Origin of the sequence: Maribacter sp. 4G9, assembly GCF_002742265.1 — a bacterium.
In the GTDB taxonomy this organism is placed as follows: Bacteria; Bacteroidota; Bacteroidia; order Flavobacteriales; family Flavobacteriaceae; genus Maribacter.
This window is the reverse complement of record NZ_MDGL01000032.1, coordinates 19041-41490: the sequence shown is the minus strand read 5'-3', so window position 1 is coordinate 41490 and position 22450 is coordinate 19041. Positions and strand designations below refer to the sequence as shown.

General features: G+C 40.5%; 12 protein-coding genes. 3 read left to right on the top strand and 9 right to left on the bottom strand.

The genetic code is table 11. The annotated features are described in order from the left end of the window. The first annotated feature begins 87 nt into the window (after positions 1-87). Complete coding sequence (locus BFP75_RS03545) at positions 88-822, top strand: prolyl oligopeptidase family serine peptidase (protein ID WP_240531687.1); 735 nt, start codon at positions 88-90, stop codon at positions 820-822. A 19-nt stretch (positions 823-841) separates the two neighbouring features. Next, a complete protein-coding gene (locus BFP75_RS03540) occupies positions 842-2329 on the top strand; it encodes a sulfatase (protein ID WP_099543289.1) in 1488 nt (495 codons plus the stop codon). Between the two features lie 32 nt (positions 2330-2361). Here the strand turns inward: BFP75_RS03540 and BFP75_RS03535 are convergent, their stop codons facing one another. From BFP75_RS03535 to tsaD, 9 genes are all read right to left on the bottom strand, one after another. Beyond that, a complete protein-coding gene (locus tag BFP75_RS03535) occupies positions 2362-3891 on the bottom strand; it encodes an FG-GAP repeat domain-containing protein (protein WP_099543287.1) in 1530 nt (509 codons plus the stop codon). Positions 3892-3999: 108 nt separating this feature from the next. Continuing rightward, entirely contained in the window at positions 4000-7317 is a 3318-nt protein-coding gene (locus BFP75_RS03530) for a VCBS repeat-containing protein (RefSeq protein WP_099543285.1), read from the bottom strand. 221 nt (positions 7318-7538) lie between these two features. Further along, on the bottom strand, positions 7539-9293 hold the full coding sequence (locus BFP75_RS03525; protein ID WP_099543283.1) for a RagB/SusD family nutrient uptake outer membrane protein: 1755 nt from the start codon (positions 9291-9293) through the stop codon (positions 7539-7541). A gap of 66 nt (positions 9294-9359) precedes the next feature. Next, positions 9360-12665 (bottom strand): SusC/RagA family TonB-linked outer membrane protein, encoded by a 3306-nt coding sequence (locus BFP75_RS03520; protein ID WP_099543282.1) that lies wholly within the window; start codon positions 12663-12665, stop codon positions 9360-9362. 377 nt (positions 12666-13042) lie between these two features. Next, positions 13043-14236 (bottom strand): THUMP-like domain-containing protein, encoded by a 1194-nt coding sequence (locus BFP75_RS03515; RefSeq protein ID WP_099543281.1) that lies wholly within the window; start codon positions 14234-14236, stop codon positions 13043-13045. A 6-nt stretch (positions 14237-14242) separates the two neighbouring features. After that, the gene (locus BFP75_RS03510; RefSeq protein WP_099543280.1) at positions 14243-15343 is read right to left on the bottom strand and encodes an AI-2E family transporter; all 1101 of its coding nucleotides are present in this window, start codon (positions 15341-15343) and stop codon (positions 14243-14245) included. A 2-nt stretch (positions 15344-15345) separates the two neighbouring features. After that, positions 15346-15993, bottom strand: a complete 648-nt coding sequence (locus BFP75_RS03505; protein WP_099543279.1) for a DUF4159 domain-containing protein — start codon at positions 15991-15993, stop codon at positions 15346-15348. 162 nt (positions 15994-16155) lie between these two features. Continuing rightward, complete coding sequence (locus tag BFP75_RS03500; RefSeq protein ID WP_099543278.1) at positions 16156-16863, bottom strand: 16S rRNA (uracil(1498)-N(3))-methyltransferase; 708 nt, start codon at positions 16861-16863, stop codon at positions 16156-16158. Between the two features lie 2 nt (positions 16864-16865). Further along, entirely contained in the window at positions 16866-17933 is a 1068-nt protein-coding gene (gene tsaD, locus BFP75_RS03495; RefSeq protein WP_165776532.1) for a tRNA (adenosine(37)-N6)-threonylcarbamoyltransferase complex transferase subunit TsaD, read from the bottom strand. A 90-nt stretch (positions 17934-18023) separates the two neighbouring features. Between tsaD and BFP75_RS03490 the strand changes: the two genes are divergently transcribed. Then, positions 18024-22412 carry a translocation/assembly module TamB domain-containing protein gene (locus BFP75_RS03490; RefSeq protein WP_099543277.1) on the top strand — a complete coding sequence of 1463 codons (4389 nt, stop codon included), beginning with the start codon at positions 18024-18026 and terminating at the stop codon, positions 22410-22412. The last annotated feature ends 38 nt before the right edge of the window (positions 22413-22450 follow it).

The following is a 22450-nucleotide window of genomic DNA, read 5'->3' as shown; positions in this document are numbered from 1 at the left end:
TAAACTGCCATAATAAATCCCTCTATGAGGGTTTCACGCGTTTTTTAAGCCAAAATATGTATCTTCAAAGGATATAATACCATTGATTTGCTTAAAAACAGCGCCTTTCTATTCCTTGTCCTTTTAGTAAATGGTTGTGCCTCACAGCCTAGTTACACATTGGTAGACGAGGTACTGGAAACATCGGTCACGGAAACTTTAAAGTATTATCTCTATTATCCACCAGATTACGAGCTGGATTCTGAAAAGAAGTTCCCCATATTATTGTTCTTACATGGTGGCGGGGAGGTAGCCGAGGATCTAGGTCCTAATGAAAGAATTCCGCCTCCCAGCCTTATTTTACAAGGTAAAAAATTTCCCTTCCTGATCCTGGCACCACAAAATCCGTATGCGAAAAGTTGGTGGAATACCAGGGCGGTCAAGCAATTATTGGATTCCGTTATTTCCAACAACAGAGTGGACAAGCATAGAATTTATTTATCTGGAATTAGTAGGGGAGGGGGTGCAGCCTGGGAAATGGCCGTTCAATATCCGGAAACTTTTGCCGCAATGGCGGTCGTTTGTGGTATGACTCCGTTGCCCTACGCATCGTGGATCAATAAGAAAATGCCCATTTGGGTATTTCATGGGGAAGAAGATGCTGTAATTCCGGTAGCGGAATCAGAGGCTATGGTGCATAAATTAAAAGGGTTTGGATACGATGTCAAATTTACAAAGTATGAAAACGTTGGCCATGATGCCTGGACCAAGGCCTATGCTACGGAGGAACTCTATGATTGGCTTTTAAAACAAGAACTTACGGATTTATATGGATTCAAATAGTATTTAAGGAACTAACATCATGAAAAAGACCCACTTTTTAAGTTTTTTGACCTTTTGCTTACTTTTTATCGGTAATGGCCATTCCATGATTGAAAAAGAATCACCTAAAAAAAAGCAACCGAGGAACGTAATTTTCATTCTTACCGATGATCATCGGTATGATTATATGGGGTTTACCGGTAAGGTTCCTTGGTTGGAAACACCAAACATGGATAGGCTTGCACGTGAAGGGGCCTATTTGCCAAATGCCTTTGTAACTACCTCCTTATGTTCCCCCAGTAGGGCTTCCATTCTGACGGGCATGTTTTCCCATAGTCACACCATCGTGGACAATCAGGCCCCGGATCCTGGAAATCTAACGTATTTTCCCCAGTATTTGGAGAAGGCTGGGTACCAAACCAGTTTTTTTGGAAAATGGCATATGGGCGATCATGGGGATGAACCGCAACCAGGGTTCACACATTGGGAGAGTTTTCCGGGTCAGGGCGTTTATTACAATCCAACCCTAAATATCAATGGGGAAAGGATATCGTATACCGACTCAACATATATAACAGATCTTTTGACCGACCATGCTATTGGGTGGCTAGAAAAAAGGGATAGGAAAAAGCCTTTTTTTATGTATCTGTCACATAAGGCTGTGCACGCCGGATTTCAACCTGCAAGGAGGCACAAAGGAATGTATAAAGGAAAACGGATTGATCTTCCATCTACCTATGAGCAAACAAAAACGGGCGCCTATCGCGATCTCAAATGGCCTCAGTGGGTAGCGGATCAAAGGGTAAGCTGGCACGGTGTTGATTATATGTACCATGAAAACAGGGATATACATGAAATGGTGGTGGACTATTGTGAAACCCTTTTGGGGGTCGATGAAAGTATAGGTACGGTCATGGAGTATTTGCAAAAAGAAGGTTTGGACGAATCGACGCTTGTCATATACATGGGCGACAATGGCTTCAGTTGGGGGGAACATGGTTTGATAGATAAGCGACATTTTTATGAAGAATCAGTAAAAGTACCACTTTTGGTACGTTGTCCAGAACTGTTTGAGGGAGGAATCCGTCCAAAGCACATGGTACAGAATATTGATATTGGACCAACGATATTGGCGGCGGCAGGACTAAAACAACCTGACCATATGCCGGGAACCTCGTTTATTCCCATTCTGAAGGGTGAAACCGATAAAAATAGTAGGAAGGAAGTATTTTATGAATATTACTGGGAATATGATTTCCCAATGACACCTACGGTTTTTGGGATGAGAACCGATAAATATAAATACATGAAGTACCATGGTATTTGGGACCGGAATGAATTGTATGACTTGGAGAACGATCCTGACGAAATGTATAATCTTATTGCGGACCCTGACAAACAGGAGGTAGCCAAATCCATGTCGGCCGCAATCTATGACTGGTTGGAAGAAACGGGAGGTATGCGGATTCCATTAAAGCGGACCGTAAAGTATCGTTTTGGCGACTTTAAACATAAAAATGAACATTGAGGATGTAGTCCTCGAAACATTTCTTAGGAAAGTTAGGGATTTAGCCTATTCTCTAAAATCAAAAGGTCAACATCTGAGTTTTTCCATGCTTCATTCAATAGTTTTGGAACGGGAGTAAATGAATAGCTAAAGGAACCAAGGATAATATCCATATCTCCATCTTGGTCCGTATCGCCTATATCCATCAACATCCACCTGCCTAAATCACTAGTATCCATACGATATGGCTCAAAAAGGAATTCATTTGGCTCCTTGTTTTCTAGGTAGACGAACGAATAGGTAGGCGTTTGGTCATAATTTGGAAACGTGGATAAAATTCCAAAATCCAGATCTCCATCTTGATCAAAATCATTGGATACAACCCTGGTGGCACCATTCATGGGATAGAAATATACTTCCTCAAAATTATTGTTTCCGTCGTTAATATGGATTCGCAGTCCGTGGTAGGGTTTATGAAAATAACTATTGTCTGCATTATCTCCATTTACAGTAACAATATCTTGGTGCCCGTCATTGTTATAATCTAAAATCTCAAACCAACTGGATCCATAAACAGGACTAAATTTTATTGGTGTCTCCATTCTGAATTTTAAATGCTCCTCTTGATAAAATATATTAATTCCTTCCCTTCCCTGGGATGTTAGAACTACGAGGTCATCCTTGCCATCCTTGTTCATGTCTTTGGCAATAGATTTGATACTTCCTGGTAGGTTTAATAAAACTGTATTTTGAAAATTAAAATCTCCTTTATGTGTCAAAAGTGTAAGCTTGCCTGTTAGGTCGCCAAATTCACAGACCACAACTTCGTCATTTCCATCTTTATCAAAATCATGAACGAGCGTATGAACCGGTCTGTGAAGTTGAACATTCGATCTATTTATTTTTCTTTTGCTAGGTTCGATAACACTGATGCTACCCTGAGGAAGTTCAGAAGGATCTAAATAACCCACGTAGGTAAAGTATTTTAAAGTGTCTTGTTCGGAATAGGAGGTAGGGACACCCTCTGTGCGCTCTGTTTTGGTAACTTGTTTTGTAAGTGGATCATAATGAATTAGTTTACGGTTAAGATTACCCGTAATTATTTGTTTTTGCACAGAATCATATGCTAAAAACGTAATGAAGGCGCCTTTTGTACTATCCATGATTATTGGATTGGGTCTAAATTGGGAAACCCTTTTTCTAGGCGTTATTACACCGTGAATATTTAAGGAATCCTTGGCCATTTTGAGAATATAATCCTTTAATAAATTCCAATCACGAATATCCATAACGGGTTTTTCTGGATAAATACCAGATTGCTTTATGGCAAATTCTTCCATTCTGGAAACCTTTTCATACGGATCATAGGTTGAGTCGTAAATTCCCATCCGCGCGGCCATATCGGGTAAAACTCCCGCTTCCCAAATATGCTTGGGTAAGTTTTCTATATCTGGAAGTATATGACAACTGGCGCAATAGGAGTTATAGAGTGCAATGGCCTTTTTCTCTTTGGACGCACAAGAAAACTGGGCTATTACTGCTATTATATAAATTAGGTGTTTCAGGTAGATCGACTTTCTCATATTAGGTCAAATAAGATTTAATAGGACAGTTCAAGTTAAACTACCTGAAATTGTATCATTATATCTACACTATATTTTGAAGCTTGGAATTAGTCTTTGGTATTTGGATCATTCATTTTTCAAAAAAACCTTAAGGGGGCCCCTGTTTTGTGAGACGATAATGTATGGATTATCTCCATTGGTGTTTTTTACAATAGTTATATCCTTCGTGTCACCTTGGGTTATAAAACCACTTTTTTGGATATCAACAACCGTAAAACTGCCTTTGCCATCCCCTTCCAATAAAAATCCGTTAGATGCATCGTACTTTCCAATAAAAACTTCATTACCATAATCGTTTCCTACTAGAAATAGGTCATCATTTCCATCATTGTTGTAATCGGTTAAAGCAATACTTTTAACTGGGGCCATTTGTACTTCCCAAGGCAACTCCTTAAAATGGAAAGTGCCGTTCCCCAAGTTCTCCAAGTAGATGCTTCTATCATAATTTCCTGTCAAAGTTAGGGCACCTTCCAATTCGCTTTCAGAAAACAAGGTATTGATATCCGCTTTGGCAAAGCTTTTATAAGTGTTGTACTTTGATCGGAACAAAGGGCTTTGGCCGTTTAAGTCGCCCCAGAACTTAATGGGAAATGCCCTATACTCAGGATTATCAAAACTATATTTTAGGTATGAGAACATTACGGGGTCTACGGTACCATTATTGTCAAAATCCTTGGATACCAGCTTGGTAGGCCTTTCAGGGGAAGGTCGATAAAAATTGTTTGCTCCCAAATTTCCCACGATAAAATCCAAATCACCATCCTTGTCAAAATCGTGGGCCACGATGCTCTCCCAAAAACCGAATAGATGGTCGATTCCGGATTTTTCCAATTTCGTTAGGGTCGACCCACTATTCTTAAAAACGGTGATGGGCATAAATTCACCAACCACAACCAGGTCGTTTAGGCCGTCCCCATCGATATCTGCCCAAGTGGCATCGGTTACCATACCAATTTCCCGTAACTCCGGTGCCATTGAATCCGTTACATCCACTAAAGTTCCATTTTCGTTTTTAAGGAGAAAGCTTTTTTCGGCAATGGGATATTTTGCGAAAGGGGTTCTGCCGCCAACAAAGAGGTCTATGTATCCGTCACCATCAAAATCATTGGCGGTTACTACGGAACCACTCTTCTTTATTTCTGGTAATTTGTCCGGTGCCGGTGTAAAATTACCCTTGCCATCGTTAATCAATAATCTATCCAGATAATAGCTGTCATCCGGGGTAAATTCATTGCTTCCGGATACAAAATAAATATCCAGGTCACCATCGTTGTCCAAATCAAAAAGGGAAATTCCCTCCTCTTCATACTTTTTATCCCCTTCTTCCGTAAAAAGTTCCCTTATTGAAAAATTTCCTTCACGGTCCTGAAGGAACAAAACTGGGGAATACCTTGCGGAACTTCCAACGATGAAGTCCTCCATACCGTCGCCATTTAAATCCCCTGAGGCAAGACAAGGGCCATTTTGGGTAAGCTTATGCGGCAATATTCTTTGAATGTTAAAATCTACCGCATCCATTTCCTTATGTTCATAGTCTATACCTTTTTCCGTAGAAACTTCTGCATAAACCTTTTTTTTGGGTTTTGGAGTAAAAGGGAATTCAAGGGCGCCAAGTTCAATGGAGGAGGCGTCACGTTGGTTTAAAACCAAAGTTTGATTTGGTAGGACATTATCTAATTTTTGATAATCACCATTGGGCCATAATACTTCGACCGATTTGATTTCGGTTTTCTCTCCCAGCCCAAAATGAACGATGCCTTCCAAGGAAGACATATAGCCCCTGTACAAATAATTTTCATGATATTGAAACGTACCGTCGGCAAATCTAACCACCACTTTGGCTCCAATTCCAGAGGAATTAGAGTTCTTTAGATTTAGTCTTAAATAAGCATTATTTGTATTTAAGTTATTTCTGAAGATGAAAGCCGGGTCGTTGATGTTGTTAACCACATAGTCCAAATCGCCGTCATTATCCAAATCGGCAAATGCAGCACCGTTTGAAAAGGAAGGAATGTTTAGGCCCCAATCCTCCCCTTTATCCTCGAATTGACCGGTACCGTTGTTCACGTAAACATAATTGGGAATTTTAATGGTTGGTATAGAGTCCAATATTTTACCCGGACCCAAATACCTACTAACATTGAAATTGAAATCACCAAAATCCAAATCGGTTATATCCCTGGGAAACCCATTGGTTATCAACAAATCTTTATGACCGTCATTGTTCATGTCCGCAAAGAGTGGGGACCAACTCCAGTCCGTTTTTGAAACACCGGACATCAATCCGATCTCACTAAAAGGCACACCGTTCCCATTCCCTTTTTGCAACATGTTCCTTGAGTACTGATATTCATAATTATATCTTTCATTTAGGACATAATTGTTATAGTTATTACTGGCAATGGTCGTTTTCAGCCTTTGGTTGGTTTCGCCCAACATATCCAAGGTGATAATATCCAAATATCCGTCATTGTTATAATCCGATATGTCATTTCCCATGGAAAATTTACTTTGGTGTTTTACAAACTCCGATATTTTATTCGTAAATGTCCCATCTTGATTGTTTATATACAATAAGTCATTGGTAAGGTAGTCGTTGCTTACGTAGATATCCGGCCAAGTGTCATAATTGATGTCCGCTATGGCCAGTCCAAGTCCATAGCCTTCAATCGTTATACCTGCTTCCAAGGAGACATCGGTAAAAGTACCATCCCCATTATTATGATAAAGTTTATCGTTGCTTAGGGCCGAACCGTCCGTTATCTTTTCCCGATAATTGGAAGGCAGCACATGGATATCTACATTGTTCAAGACATATAAATCCAATAGCCCATCCTTATCATAATCAAAGAAGGTAGCTCCCATACTGTTATTATTATCCGCTATTCCATAATCTTTTGCCATTTCTTTGAAGGTGGGAATTCCATTTTCGTTGGGCCCTTGATTGACGTAGAGCATATTCGCTTTTTCTTCTTTGGACTCCAACATGGCGGCACATACATAGATATCCAGGAAACCGTCCCTATTGATATCCACTAGGGCGATTCCCGTACTCCATTTATCGTTTCCTTCAATATTCGCCTTTTTGGAAATATCGGTGAATTTAAAGTCCCCCTCGTTTATATAAAGTTTATTGGAAACCTGATTTCCCGAAAAAAAGATATCCGGCTTATCATCATTGTTGAAATCTCCAATGGCAACTCCACCACCGTTAAAAATATATTCACTTGTCAATATATTAAAACTGTCCGTCTCTATTATTCGGTTATTGAATGCTACACCGGAACTTTCTGAAGGTATTTGGGTAAAGAGTTTTTCTTTTTCCTTATGACATGAAATAGCGGTAAGACCAATTAGTAATGAGAGACAAATTATTTTTTTCATGGTAAACAATACGTTGTTTAATAGTTCAGGAAAAAGTTAGATTACACAGGTTAAAAATTAGAAATGTGTGACAATTGACAAATTTAAATAAAAGGTAAGGTTTTAAAAATGTAAGTTGGTAAAAGGGTAGGCAATTAAACTTTTATTAATCATTTTTAATTTTTGGATAATAAAAAAGGGCGTGTAAAACACGCCCTTTTCATATAAAATGGGTTGATTAATTAATAACCAGGGTTCTGGGATAAAACATCTGAACCTTGGATGTCAATTTGTTGTTGTGGAATTGGATAGTACTCGTTTTTACCTGAAGTAAAACTTGCACCACCAAACTTGGTCACCAAGTACTGTGATTCGTAATCCAAATAGGCATTCAATTCCGCTGCTGCTACGCCCCAACGAACCAAATCAAAGAAACGGTGTCCTTCACCGGAAAGCTCCAATTTTCTTTCGAAACGAACCGCTCTTCTTGCGAAATCCTGATCAGGGAACGATGTATATTCAGAAATCACATAATTGGCCGCGGGACCGCTACCATCGTACTCCTGTACCCAAAATTCAGAGTTGGCAGCTCTTGCTCGCACTCTATTTACATATTCCAAGGCTTTGTCCAAAGTACCAGCTTCTACTTCTGCTTCAGCGGCCATTAAAAGGACATCGGCAAAACGAATAATCGTGTAGTTCATAGTGGCATACCCTCTAGTCCAAGAGCTACCATCCGTAAAGCTATTTTCCTGGCTTCTGTAATAGATATATTTCTTAGGAGAATACGGACCGGCGTATGGGAAGCTACGAATCCAAGCAGAACCTGGGTGCTCTATCCAATCCAAGTAAGGAATTCCTTTTCTACCAATGGAGTGGTCGATTCTAGGATCCAACGGATCTGGATCTTCTACAAAGGTGGATTCGTCATTACCATTTGTAAAGACATGTCTGTAAATATTATCCACTTCGTTGGCCGGATCGTTATAGGAACCATCCAATAATGGTAAACCGTCTGCCCCAGTCCTAAACGAATTGGATAATTCAATACTGGGTTGGAAGAATCCACAACAGTTACCAGGTCCATCAGGTCCGGTGTTGTATGGATAGTTCAAATCATCGAATGCATTCGCATTTTGTACGTTACCCGTATTATTGGCAGACTCCACATCCATAACAGCTTCGGCATGGTTGTCATTCTCAGCGTTGTAAATCTGGGCATAATCATCTAAAAGATCATATGTTAGCCCATTGGAAGTTTTACCCTGTTCTATAACAGTTGTAAACAGGTCTCGTGCGGGACCAAATTTTTGCTGATATAAATAAGCTTTGGCCAAATAGGCTCCAGCGGCCCATTTGTTCACCCTGCCAGCACCATTTTCTTCTGGTAAATTATCATAGGCAAATTGAAAATCAGCTTCGATAAAGGCCCATACATCCGGTGTATTGGGAATGCTAGGTATATCTGCAGGAAGCACTGTTTCGTCAAAAAGAGGAATACTATTGAAATGTTTTTTCAAATCAAAATAGTAATGGCCTCTCAATAAACGGGCTTCTCCAGCGATTCGTGCGGCATCTGCGGCAGATACATCTGTAGCAACAGCCAAAGCTGCCAACACCTTGTTTGCCCTGCTAACACCTTCGAAACGACCTCTCCATAAGTTGTTAAAATCTCCTATGGTGGGATCTGCCTCATAACGTTGTACCGGGTTTATGGTCGAGTAGTCACCGGCATCCGTTCCTTTGTTGGCGTCACCGCCCATAATGGAGCCCGTTACCCAATGGTTTGGGCCTTCAAATCGGTTCCCAAACACACCGTTGAGAGCCGCATAGGTGCCGATTAACAAGCCTTCAATTCCATCTTTGGTGCCTACCTGGGCATCCGCTAGGGAACCCGTAGGCAACACTTCCAAAAATTCGTCGTTACAGGACACCCCAAGCATAAGGCAGGATATCCCAATAACAGCTGTCTTTTTAAGATTAATCATATTTTTCATAGTTTATTTTTGTTTAAAGATAACATATATTTTACACATAAGTATCACAATTCTATATAGTTAAGGTTAAATTCCCATTTCTAAAGTAAACAAATACTGAGGAGTAACAGGATAGTTTCCTACATCGATTCCAAAGTTGGTATCAGGACCACCTACAGCTGGATCCAATCCACTATAATTGGTAATTGTCCAAAGATTGTTCGCGGAAACGCCTAATCTGAATTTACTAAGACCCAATTTTTCAGTTAAGTCCGTAAAGTCATAGGATAAGGCCAGACGTTGTAGCCTAACATAGCTACCATCTTCTATATACCAGGAATTGGCTGCGCCACTGGTACTCAAATTAGTGGCACTTTCCCATATGGGCGCTGCAGCGTTGTTGCCCAATTCTGGTGTCCAGGAGCGCTTGGCAGCCTGTCCTTTTGCAGATCCCTCAAACGTTCCGAAGAAATCAGTAAACCATTTGGACTGGTTAAAGATTTCGTTCCCAAATGATGCACTCCAGAAAGTTTCGAATGATACATTTTTATATCTAAGGTTTAAGGTTGCACCTCCTGTAAAATCAGGAACTGCACTTCCTATAAAGGTTCTGTCGTCTGGGGTAATAGCTCCGTCACCATTAATATCCGCATATCGGAAACGACCTAGTCCCTTCCCATCCTGGGCAGGAGAGTTGGCCACCTCTTCTGCACTATTGAAATATCCAATTACCTCATATCCAAAGAAAGAGGAAATTGATTGGCCAACTGCATTTCTAATTGGGAAGATACCTCTATATCCTGGTCCATCAAAGAACTCCAAACCAGGAGCCAAGGATGTAATTTCATTATTTAGAAAACTACCGTTTAAGTTCATCGTGAAGGTCAAGTCCTCTGTCAGATTTCCTCTACCGGTTATATCGATCTCTATTCCTGAGTTCGCCATACTGGCAATGTTTACTGAGGGTGACTGGGCAAAATTCCCCGTTACACCGGCCAATTCCAATTGGTACAAAAGGTCATCCGTGTCCTTTTCCCAATATTCGAATATAACGTCTAACTTATTGTTGAAGAAACTGGCATCAAACCCTACGTTGAACGTGGTCGTCGTCTCCCATTTCGCATCTGGGTTCCCGATCCTGCTTTGGGCAAAACCTTCGTCTGCTCCACTGTTTTGTCCTTGAATTGGATACCACGTATTTCCCCTATCTGAGGCGAACAAGGAATATTGGTTATTAGGGTTTACGTTATTGGAGTTACCCATTTGTCCCCAACCTCCTCTGAATTTCAAGTCACTAAAAATACTCTGATTTTGCATAAAGGGCTCGTCGATGACCCTCCATGCCGCAGAAACTGCCGGGAAAGTACCATAACGATTATTACCACCAAAACGCGAGGCTCCATCCCTTCTTAAGGTACCAGAGATTATATATTTTTCATTGAAACTATAATCCAATTTTCCGAAAGTGGAATAGAAATTCACTCCATTAAACAAGTTACTGTTAACGACAGGACTCTGTACCACGCTTAAGTTTTGGAAATCCAAATCCGTTGAGAATGGGTTGATACCGTTTCCGCTAAGAAATCTTCCTTTTCCAGTATTCAAGGCCTCTATACCAGCCAATAGTTTAACCCTATGTTTGCCGAATAGTTTTTCGTACGTAGCTGTATTGGTAAAGGTCCATTGGAAATTATAACCACTTCCTTCTGAGAAGGTGTTACTCGCTTCCGGTTCAGAATCTCCCAAATAACGGAATCCATAATTTACAAAATAGTTATTGTTGTAGGCCCCTCCAAGGCTACTTCTAACGGTTAAACCTTCCAATGGGTTCAATAACAAATAAATATTACCAAAACCACCTATACCATAACTTTTATCATCACCTGCATTTAGTGTTTGCTGTCGCACAGGGTTCCTTGGATTATTGAATCCGGATGCCCTTGTACTTGCAAAACTACCAAATTCATCTCTAACTGGAATGATAGTGGGCATACGGTAGGCGGACAGAATTACGGATTCGTCATCCGCGCCACTAATACCTCCATCGCCACCAAAACCACCAACTTCGGAACGGTAAGTAACTTGGAAGTTTTCACCTATGGTTAACCAGGGGGCTAAATCCCATTCTGAATTTATTCTCGCGGTATATCTCGTAAAATCGTTGTTCAACAATATACCAGCTTGATTTTGCATACCAATTCCCATATAAAAGCGGCTGTTTTCATTTCCGCCATCAAAACCTAAGGTAACCCTGCTAAGAGGAGCGACTCTAGTCAATTCCTTGTACCAATTGGTTCCCCTTAAATTTGGACGTATCAAGAATACGTTATCTGGATTGGCCTCGTAATTGGCGCGAATCTGTGCCAAATCAATATCCGATTCAAAAACCCCGTTCTGTCCATCCGCATGTAGATAGTCGGGAAATCTTGGCGTGGCATTTGTGCCATATTGAGGATGGGTATACTGTGGAGCCGTACCATTCGCAGCAGCATTGTTCTCATAGGCCAAATGGGTATATTCTGCCATTTCTTGTGGATTCAAGTTTCTGGGAGCACCAGCAGAATTGGGGTCCAATATACCACTTTGAACGTTTAGAGAAATATTTGATTTGCGATCAGAACGCTTACCCTGTTTTGTGGTATAAACAATAACCCCGTTCGCGGCCCTGGCCCCATAGATGGAAGCACCCGCAGCATCCTTAAAAATTTGGGCACTTGCAATGTCATCCGGGTTTAGGAAATCAATACTCTGGACAGGAACACCATCTACGATATATAAAGGTTGGTTCCCTCCAAAGGCATTAAAACCTCTAACACGTACTTGGGAAGTAGAACCAGGTTGTCCGTTTGTAATTACCGTAACACCTGCTACCCTACCTTGTAATTGCTGCTCTACGTTACCCGAAGGAATTGCAGCTAAATCCTCTGCTGCAACTACAGAAACGGCAGCGGTAGTTTCCCGCTTGGTTTCCGTAGAATAACCTGTAACGATAACCTCGTCCAAAGCAGCAGCATCTTCCAATAAGGTTGCGTTAACTGTAGATCGGCCTCCAACGGCTATCTCCTGCCTTTGAAAACCTAGATAACTAAATACCAATGTTGCTCCGGATTCTACATTTAAAGTAAAGTTTCCGTCAAAGTCCGTTTGGGTACCATTGGTAGTACCTTTTTCCACTACGTTGGCACCCGGTAGTGGAGTACCGGTTTCATCCGTTACCGTACCTGTAACGGTAGACTGTAAGGTTTCATCCAATACAATCTTGTAGTTGATACTTGTCTCATTTGCAGAAGCCAGTTGCACTCCTAAACAAATGACCATCGATAAAATCCCGGATTTAAAAAAGGAAAGACCTCTTTTGGATTTAACCGATTTGAAATCATGTTTTTGATTCATAATCCTTGTTGTTTGTTAGTTTAAATTAATCTCCTTGAACTGGTTTTTAAAGGGTTTCCGTATGTACCGGAAACTGTTAAAAAAAACCAAATTCAGCGTAATGATAACAAAATATTATGAAATATAAATAATGAGTAATTCATTATTTTTTAAAAATAAGTGTCAAAAAATAACTTAAAATATTACATATATCCTATAATTGTCCGTCTTTATTGCCTTCAAAGAAAATTTGGGCTATAAAATATTGTCAAATCGGTAATTTGAGAATTTTAACATTATTGTCTCTAGTTGTGTCAATAATCGATCCTTTTCGCAGGATTCAAACGTTGTAGTTTGGGATTATTTTGATGAAGAAGGTGGATTTTTTTACTGGATTTTTAGCCCTTCTTTTTACCTGTTTGACATGCTGAAATCATGATCAAATCATTGTGGTAATTCTTGGTAAAAAACAGGAAGTGTTCGCCACCATCCTTGAGTTTTGTTTTCTTTCGAATTTGGGCCACGCTTTCCGGAAAATTTCTCGTAGTAACATTGGCCTTTTGAAAGCCAAGCCCCTTTATGGACTTTTTATTGTACGGAAACACGTTTGATATCTCAAAGGTCCTTCCGGGGAATGGAACCAAAACATTTGAAGTATATAAATGGGAGTGCTCCTGTAGTTTTTTTAATCCATACCTTTTGCCTACCAAATTAAAGCCCCCAGATTTCATAATGGCAGTGTTGGGCTCATATAAAAAGGAAAGCGGTTCTGAATATTCCGGGAGCGTGGTTCTTTCTTCCTTGGCCAAAAACTCAAAACTTTCCTTAGTATCCCCATTCAAATTGACAGCCTTTATCAACGGTTCTTCCCTGTGATCTTTTTTTAATTCCCAGAGAACCTCCTTTACCTCATTTTCTACACTTAAGATATGAACTTTATATACATTTTGTAATTGTTGGAGGCCCATGGATATGTCCAGCAACGGCCCGGTTTTAATCAGGATATTATTGGATTTGGAAAAAAAATGCTGCATCCACCTGGTTACATCCGGTTCACAGTCTTGAAGAAAGTAGACTTTCTTATTGTTACTGTCCCTCCTAGAAGGATCAAGAAAGAGCCAATCGGTTGTATCTTGAAGGGTTTCCAGATATTCAATACCATCCTTCGCAAAACAGGAAATATTTGTGCTGCCAAGCTTCCTAAAATTATGTTCGGCGATGTCTGATAGCTCCTTGTTCTTTTCGATATGAAAAACAAGTTTGATTTTTTTTGAAAAGTAATAGGAGTCAACCCCAAATCCCCCGGTAAGGTCCGTAAGTGTATCTCCCGAAACCAAATCCGCCTTATATCTTGCCGTAGCCTCGGAGGATGTTTGTGAAATATTCAGCTTGTTTGCATAGTAAATGTTTTCGGTTCCAAACCACGTAGGCAATTTCTTTTGGGATTTTTTTTTTGACTCCAGTTGTTCGACCAGTTCCCTATTTTCAATACCTGGGAATACATTTTTGCCCAAAAGGACGGAGTGTACATCCGTATTCAAATTATGGTCGATAAATTCCTGTACCTCTGGATATAGTAGGTGTAAGTTCAAAGGGTGCTAAAGGTTTTCGGTAAGGGATTTGACAATCTTGTTTTCGGCCAAAAACTCTTTTAGGATAACCTTAATGGCCGTATAGCCGGGTACGGCAACGATCATGCCTACAACCCCGAACAATAGCCCGGCAATGATGATGACCAAAAAAATCTCCAAGGGGTGTGACTTTACACTATTGGAAAAAATGAAGGGCTGTGAGAAAAAATTATCCACCAATTGACCAATTGCCAGTCCGATCAACACATAACCCGTTTTGGGAAGGATCACCTCGCTAAAATCGGCCCCCAAATTACTGGTCATGGTTAGGGTTATCATCAGGGCCCCACCGATCAGGGGTCCTATATATGGTATGATATTGAAGAGGGCGCACAAAAAGGCGATAACGATTGCATTCTCGATACCCACGATCAAAAGGACTATCGTATATATTACAAAGAGGATAAATATTTGCAAGAGAAGCCCCACGAAGTATCTTGAAAGCAAATTGTTGATTTTATCGATGGAGTTTACTGTCCCGGTTTCCTTTGTTTTAGGAACAAATATGAGCAGGCCATTTTGAAAAAGGGTACTATCCTTAAGGAAGAAAAAGGAAATAAAAAGTACGGAGAACAAGCCGATGCTCGCAGAACTCAGGATGTCCAATAGGGAATTCAAGAAGTTAGGCACAAATCCTATATCCAGGCCTTGAATGATATTTCTCTCAATTTCCGAATCTTGAATTACATCTTCCACTACATGTGAGGACAGGCCAAAATATTGGGTGGTTTTGAGATAAAGGGTATTGATGCTTTTCTGGAGTTCGTCTATATTGAGTAGGGAAAGATTTTTGCTCTGTTCCGTAATCAATGGTATGAAAAGCGCCAAGATTCCCGCTAAAATCCCTACCATGAGAATCATGGTAAGGATGACGGCGAGCGTGTTGGGAAAATTCAACCTTCGCCTAAAAAAGAGTACAACGGGTCTTCCGATCAAGGCTATAACGGCGGCTGCAGCCAGATAGGCCAAAACGGAACGTATCATGTAAAAAAAATAGAGCAGGAGAAGTGTTCCCGTGATTATTCCCACTGCCCGTATTATCCCGTTGGCAATTGTTTTAGAAGTCATGGTCAATTTTTAAATACGTAGGACACTATATTCGCCCCCATTTGCAGGGCCTTTTTTCTTATTTCTTCCGGGTCGTTGTGTACGGCCGGATCTTCCCAGCCATCCCCAAGATCGGATTCTAAAGTCAATAATAAAACCAGTCTTTTGTTTTCAAATATTCCCAATGCCTGTGGTCTTTTACCGTCATGCTCGTGTATTTTGGGCAAGCCTTGTGGAAATTTGAACTCCTGTGAGAAAATGGGATGGTCCAGACCTATTTCCTCCAGGTCGCTATTGGGGAATAACTCCTCGATTTGGCCAATGATATATTCCCGCATACCGTAGTTATCGTCAATATGTAAAAATCCACCGGAAAGGAGATAATCCCTCAAGTTTTCTTTTTCTTCCAATGAAAAAACCACATTTCCGTGGCCGGTCATATGTAAAAAGGGATATTGAAAAATGGAGTTGCTTCCCACTTCTACCGTTTCTGGTTTCGCGTTTAACCGGGTCCCAATAGTTGAATTGCAAAAAGCTATCAAATTGGGCAGGGCCGATGGATTCGCATACCAATCCCCACCACCTTGATATTTCAAAATGGCAATCTCCTGAGCTTTGGTGGATAAGCCAAAACCAACAAGCAGTAATAAAGTGACCAGTATTTTTTGCATGGGACTAAACCTATCTTTCAAAAATAAGCATTAAGTACTTATGAAACCGACATGATTATAATAATCCTTATACGCACATCGTCATGAATTTAATCATCAAAGGTTACATGTAACCCATGAAAACAATAAAAATAAACACATGAAAATGTGGCCTTGAAATATTTAACCATTATTGATTATGGCTACTGTGGTACAGGCCACAATGGCAGCGGTTTCCGTACGTAACCTATTTCTCCCCATGGAGACGGGAAGATATCCCTTTTCCTTTGCCACTTTAATTTCCTTAGCCGAAAAGTCACCTTCCGGTCCGATCAAAATGGTAATGGGTTTGTCTGGGATTACGCGCCTTTTTAATTCATATTTTTCAGAATCATCGCAATGGGCGATAAATAGACCGCCTTCCCTAGGTATATCAATGATTTCGTTGAAATTGGTCAAGTCGTTCAATTTGGGCAAATAGGCCTGCATCGATTGTTTCATGGCGGACTGTATTACCTTGGTATAACGGTCCAATTTTATTGTTTTACGTTCTGAATGTTCACAAAGAACAGGGGTGATTTCGTTCACGCCGATTTCCGTAGCCTTTTCCAGGAACCATTCGAACCTATCGTTCATTTTGGTAGGTGCCACTATCATGTGGAGCCAATGATTTTTTCGATGTACTTTTTTTACGCCGGTAATTTCAACGGCGCATTTTTTTGGATTGCTGTCGGTAATCTTGGCACTGAGCATCAATCCTCTACCGTTCGTAATCAAGACTTCATCGTTCACTTTTTTTCTTAGAACACGTACCATATGTTTGCTTTCTTCGGTATCGAAAGAAAATTGGGATGAGGTTTCGTCCAAATGGGGATTATAGAATAGTTGCATGTTTAGGAGGTTAAGTGGTATCGGGCTTTGGCAGAGGTTTCCTGTCCTGCAAATTGGCCGGATTTGTATTTATAATATCCCACTATCCCGATCATACCTGCATTATCGGTACAAAATTCAAAATTGGGCACATAAGTAGTCCAACCCCATGCTGTTTCGGCATCTTTTAAGGCCTTCCTAATTCCTGAGTTTGCGGAGACCCCGCCACCAATGGCAATTCTCTTAATTCCGGTTTTTTTGACGGCCTTTTTAAGTTTTCCCATAAGAATAGTGATAATGGTGTATTGAATGGACGAACACAAGTCCTCCAGATTCTCCTCAATAAAGTTTTGGTTTTGTATCGTTTGTTTTTGAACGAAATAGAGGATGCTCGTTTTGAGACCGCTAAAACTAAAGTTTAGGTCTTTAACCTTGGGTATTGGGAATTCAAAGGCATATGGGTTTCCACTTGCGGCATATGTATCGATCAATGGTCCACCAGGGTAGGGTAGTCCCAGTATTTTGGCACTCTTGTCAAATGCCTCACCAACCGCGTCGTCCAAGGTTTGTCCCAAAATTTCCATGTCAAAATAGTTGGTCACTTTTACGATTTGGGTATGCCCGCCACTAATGGTAAGGGCAAGGAAGGGAAACGTAGGGGGCTTCATATTTTCGGCCTTAATAAAATGTGCCAATATATGGGCCTGCATGTGATTTACCTCTATTAATGGAATCCCTAGGGCAAGGGATAGTGATTTGGCAAAGGAGGTGCCAACCAACAGCGAACCTAAAAGACCAGGTCCGCGTGTAAATGCTATGGCGGATAATTGATTTTTATCGATATTTGCTTTAGCTAGGGCTAGGTTGGTGATCGGGACAATATTTTGTTGATGGGCACGGGAAGCCAGTTCTGGTACGACCCCGCCATATTCCTCGTGAATTTTTTGGGAAGCGACCACATTGCTCAGCATGGTATCGTTTTCTAGTACCGCTACGGAAGTGTCGTCACAGGAGGATTCAATGGCCAGAATATAAATTGTTTCGTTTTGCAACGGGTTTGGAATAAAAATTGAAATACAAAGGTAAAACATAATAGCCCTATCAAAAAACTTAGAAAAATACTGGTTAGAACACTTTTGGTTCTTTTGTTGACCTGTGTTTTGGGGACTATTGTACTCTCATTGCCTATTGTACAGACTACACTTGCCAAGTATGCTACGGACTCTTTAAATAAGGAGTTTGGTACCAATATCAATGTGTATAGATTACGGGTCTCCTTAATATCCTGGGATACTTCTCTTAATGGAATTTACGTGGAGGATTATAGGCAGGATACATTGTTTTATATCAACGAATTGAAAACTTCCATAGTCAGTATAGGGAATTTGGCAAAGGGACGGTTGGAGTTTGGAGACATTGAAATTGACGAACTTCACTTTAAACTTAAAACCTATTTTGGCGAGCAGGAGACCAATATAAATGTCTTTGTGGACAAATTGGATGATGGTAAACCCCGGGCTCCCGGGACTCCACCCTTCTTTTTTTCCTCCTCCCATGTAGCTATTGAAAACAGCAGGTTCCAATACATTGACGAAAATCTGGAAAACGAGGAAGCTTTACATTTTAAGAATTTGAACATAGAGGCGAACGACTTTCAAATTCTTGGGCCGGAAGTAACGGCAGGTATCGATAGAATGTCCTTTTTGAGCAAAAGGGGAGTCCTTGTCGAAAACTTAAAAACGGAGTTTAAATATACCAAGGAACAAATGCGTTTTGATTCCCTTCAAATCAAGACGCCGCTTTCCAATCTTGATGGAACTATTGTATTCAACTACAATAGAGAGGATTTTAAGGATTTCTTGAATAAGGTAAATGTAGTGGCCGATTTTGAGGAATCAACGGTTTCCTTCGATGAAATCAATTTGGTTTATAACGAATTTGGACAAGGAAAAACAGCGACCCTTACCGCTAGTTTAAACGGTGTATTGAACGACATAAACATTAATAATCTTTTTCTGGTTTCCGATAATACCGGTATTAGGGGGGATTTCAATTTTAAACACCTATTTAATAAACAGGAATCCTTTATACTGGATGCACGCATGCGAAATGTAACCAGCAGTTACTACCAATTGAATGCGCTTTTGCCCAATTTGATAGGTAATTCGTTACCATCAACTTTCAGCAAGTTGGGACAGTTCACGATCCGGGGAGATGCGCTCGTTACGGACTCTTCCATTGATGCAAAAGTGAATCTAAATACCGCGGTTGGTAGTAGTTATTCTGATATTGTTTTGACCAATTTCAACAATATCGACAATGCCACATATACAGGGTTTATTTCACTTATAGATTTTGATTTGGGCGAATTTGTAAATAGTAAAAGTCTGGGTAAAACCAATCTTGACTTTAACGTGGAAGGGCAGGGATTCGTTTCGGAAAAATTGAATACCGAGGTTATTGGGCAGATCTATTCCATAGAGTTCAATAATTATAATTATCAGGATATTAAGGTGTCCGGTATCTTGAAGGAACAATTGTTCGATGGTTCCTTGACTAGCAATGATGAGAACTTAAAGTTTAACTTTAAAGGTCTGGCCGATTTTGGAGAGGAAAGCAACAATTTCAATTTTAAGGCTTCCGTAGACTATGCGGATTTAAAACGACTGAATTTTATTAATGACAGTGTATCCATTTTCAAGGGCGATGTAAGTATGAACATCCGTGGAAATACTTTGGACAACATCGTTGGGGACGTAAATTTTACCAAGACCAATTTCCAGAATATAAACGATACCTATTATTTTGAGGATTTCACCATTTCCTCCGCTTTTGAAAGTGATTCCGTAAGGGTGATAGATATAAATTCCCCAGATATTATCACAGGATTTATGAAAGGCAATTTCAAGGTGAGGGAATTGGGTAAATTGGTGCAGAATTCCATTGGTAGTATTTATACCAACTACCGACCTTTCAAGATTTCTAGCGGACAAAACCTGAGCTTTAATTTTAAAATCTACAACAAGATTGTAGATGTTTTCTTTCCAGAAGTACGTTTTGACCCAAACACTTTTATTCGTGGTAAAATAGTGTCTGACGAGGGGGATTTTAAACTGAACTTTGAATCGCCCAGTATCGTGGCGTACGGGAATGAAGCAGATAATATTGAAGTGAAAATCGACAATAAAAACCCGTTGTTCAATACCTATGTTTCAGTTGGGGACCTAAAGACGCCCTATTATGATGTAAAGGATTTCAATCTCATAAACACTACCTTGAAGGACACGTTATTCTTTAGGTCTGAATTTAAAGGTGGCAGTGAATATAATGATAGCTACAACCTCAACTTTTACCATACGTTCAATGCGGATAACAAATCGGTCATAGGTCTAAAAACCTCTGATGTCAGTTTTAAGGGGAACAAATGGATTTTGAACAAGGACGGGAATACCAAAAACAAGGTGATTCTAAATAGGGCCCTTGACAGTATTTCAATTGAGGAAATCGTCATGAACAATGATGAAGAGGAGCAGATCAGGTTGCGTGGACAATTGGCAGACTCTACCTATAAGGACCTTCAGCTTCAGTTTAAAATTGTATCCCTAAACAAAATTACACCGGTAATAGACAGTCTAAAGTTGCAAGGGGAGGTTAACGGGAACCTGAACATATTACAAAAGGATGGTATTTACCTACCTTCTTCCAATTTGAACATAGATCGATTTGCCATCAATGACATGCCCATGGGGGATTTGGCCATAAGTATCGTGGGGAATAGGGATTTAACGGAGTTTCAGGTAAATTCACAACTGTCTGACAATGGTGTCGAGAAGTTTGGTGTTGTGGGCAAAATCGAGAATAGGGAGGAAATGCCCACGGCAAATTTGGTAGCCAATTTCAATAAGTTCCCACTAGATCCATTCAATCCTTTGGGCGAGGGCGTAATTGACCATATTCGGGGTGATCTAGAGGGGAGGGTCAATGTGACGGGACCTGTTGACAATCCAAACTTCAACGGATTGGTGACCTTGGAAAATGCTGGCATTGCCATACCCTATTTAAATGTCGACTATGCCTTTGCCCCAAGATCTAGGGTACGGTTGGAAAACCAGACTTTTGATTTTGAAAATATTGCGCTTTCAGACGTTTCCATGGGTACACGGGCCAATTTGGACGGCACCATCACCCACAGTTATTTTGACAATTGGGTATTAAATTTCAATGTGGACACCAATAACAATAGATTCTTGATCTTAAATACGGAGTTTAAGGAAGGTGATCTCTATTATGGAACAGGCTATCTTAATGGTACAGGAAGAATTTATGGGCCAACAACCGCTTTGAACATAACCGTTGATGGAGAAACGGCCAGGGGAACTTCCTTGAAAATACCCTTAAGCGATGTAGCGAGTGTAGGGGACTACTCCTTTATCAATTTTGTGGAAAAGGATAAGGTCAATTCTATCGACGAACAACGGCAATTAAAGGATTACCAAGGACTGGAATTGGAATTCAATTTGGATGTTACCCCAGAGGCCGAGGTGGAAATCGTGACGGATACCAAAACCGGAAGTTCCTTAAAAGGTACTGGGGAAGGTATCCTTCTAATACAGATAAACACGAATGGCAAATTTGAAATGTATGGAGATTTTGTGGTAGTGACAGGGCAATTCAGGTACAAATTTGGCGGCATAATAGATAAGACATTTATCGTGGAGCCCGGGGGCCAGATAAACTGGAATCAAAAACCCCTTGAGGCCCAATTGAATATGGAAGCGGTATATTCACTGACCGCAAACCCTGCGCCCCTATTGGAAAATCAGGGATATACCCAAAGAATACCAACGGATGTGATCATTCAGTTGACCGGTGAACTTCAAAACCCCGATATTGAATTTGGCATTGATTTTCCGGGCACGAACTCCATTGTTAAATCTGAGCTGGAATATGCCTTACAGGATCCAACGGTGGCCGAGAAAAATGCCATATTCCTTTTGGCCCAGGGAAATTTTGTGAACGACCAGAGTGGAATCAACCAACAGGCCATTACGGGCAACTTGGTACAAAGTGCATCGGGTATATTGAATTCACTTTTGGGCGGCGGAAATGACAAGTTGAATTTTGGTCTGTCCTACGAACAAGGGTATCAAGGGGCCCAATTGGAAACAGACGATAGGATAGGTGTAACGGTCTCCACGCAAATCTCGGATCGGGTATTGTTCAATGGTAAAGTAGGGGTTCCGGTGGGCGGGACCAGTGAAACCTTGGTTGCAGGGGATTTTGAAATTCAATTACTGTTGAACGAGGAAGGAAGTTTGAGTGCAAAATTCTTCAGCAGGCAAAGTGAAATCCAGGCCTTCCTTCCTGATCAACAAGGATCTACCCAGGGCGCTGGCTTATCTTATGAAGTCGACTTTGATAGCTTTAAGGAACTGTTCAGGAAAATACTCAATAAGGATACAAAGCAGAATCCCCCTGGAGTCAAGATCATTGAGCCACAAGAACCACCAATTTCTGTAATGGGAAAGGATAGTTTGCTCAACTTTTATGCAAAACCAAAATCCTTCTAAATTCTTTTTTTGATTTTGGATTCCTGGTCCAATGTTAA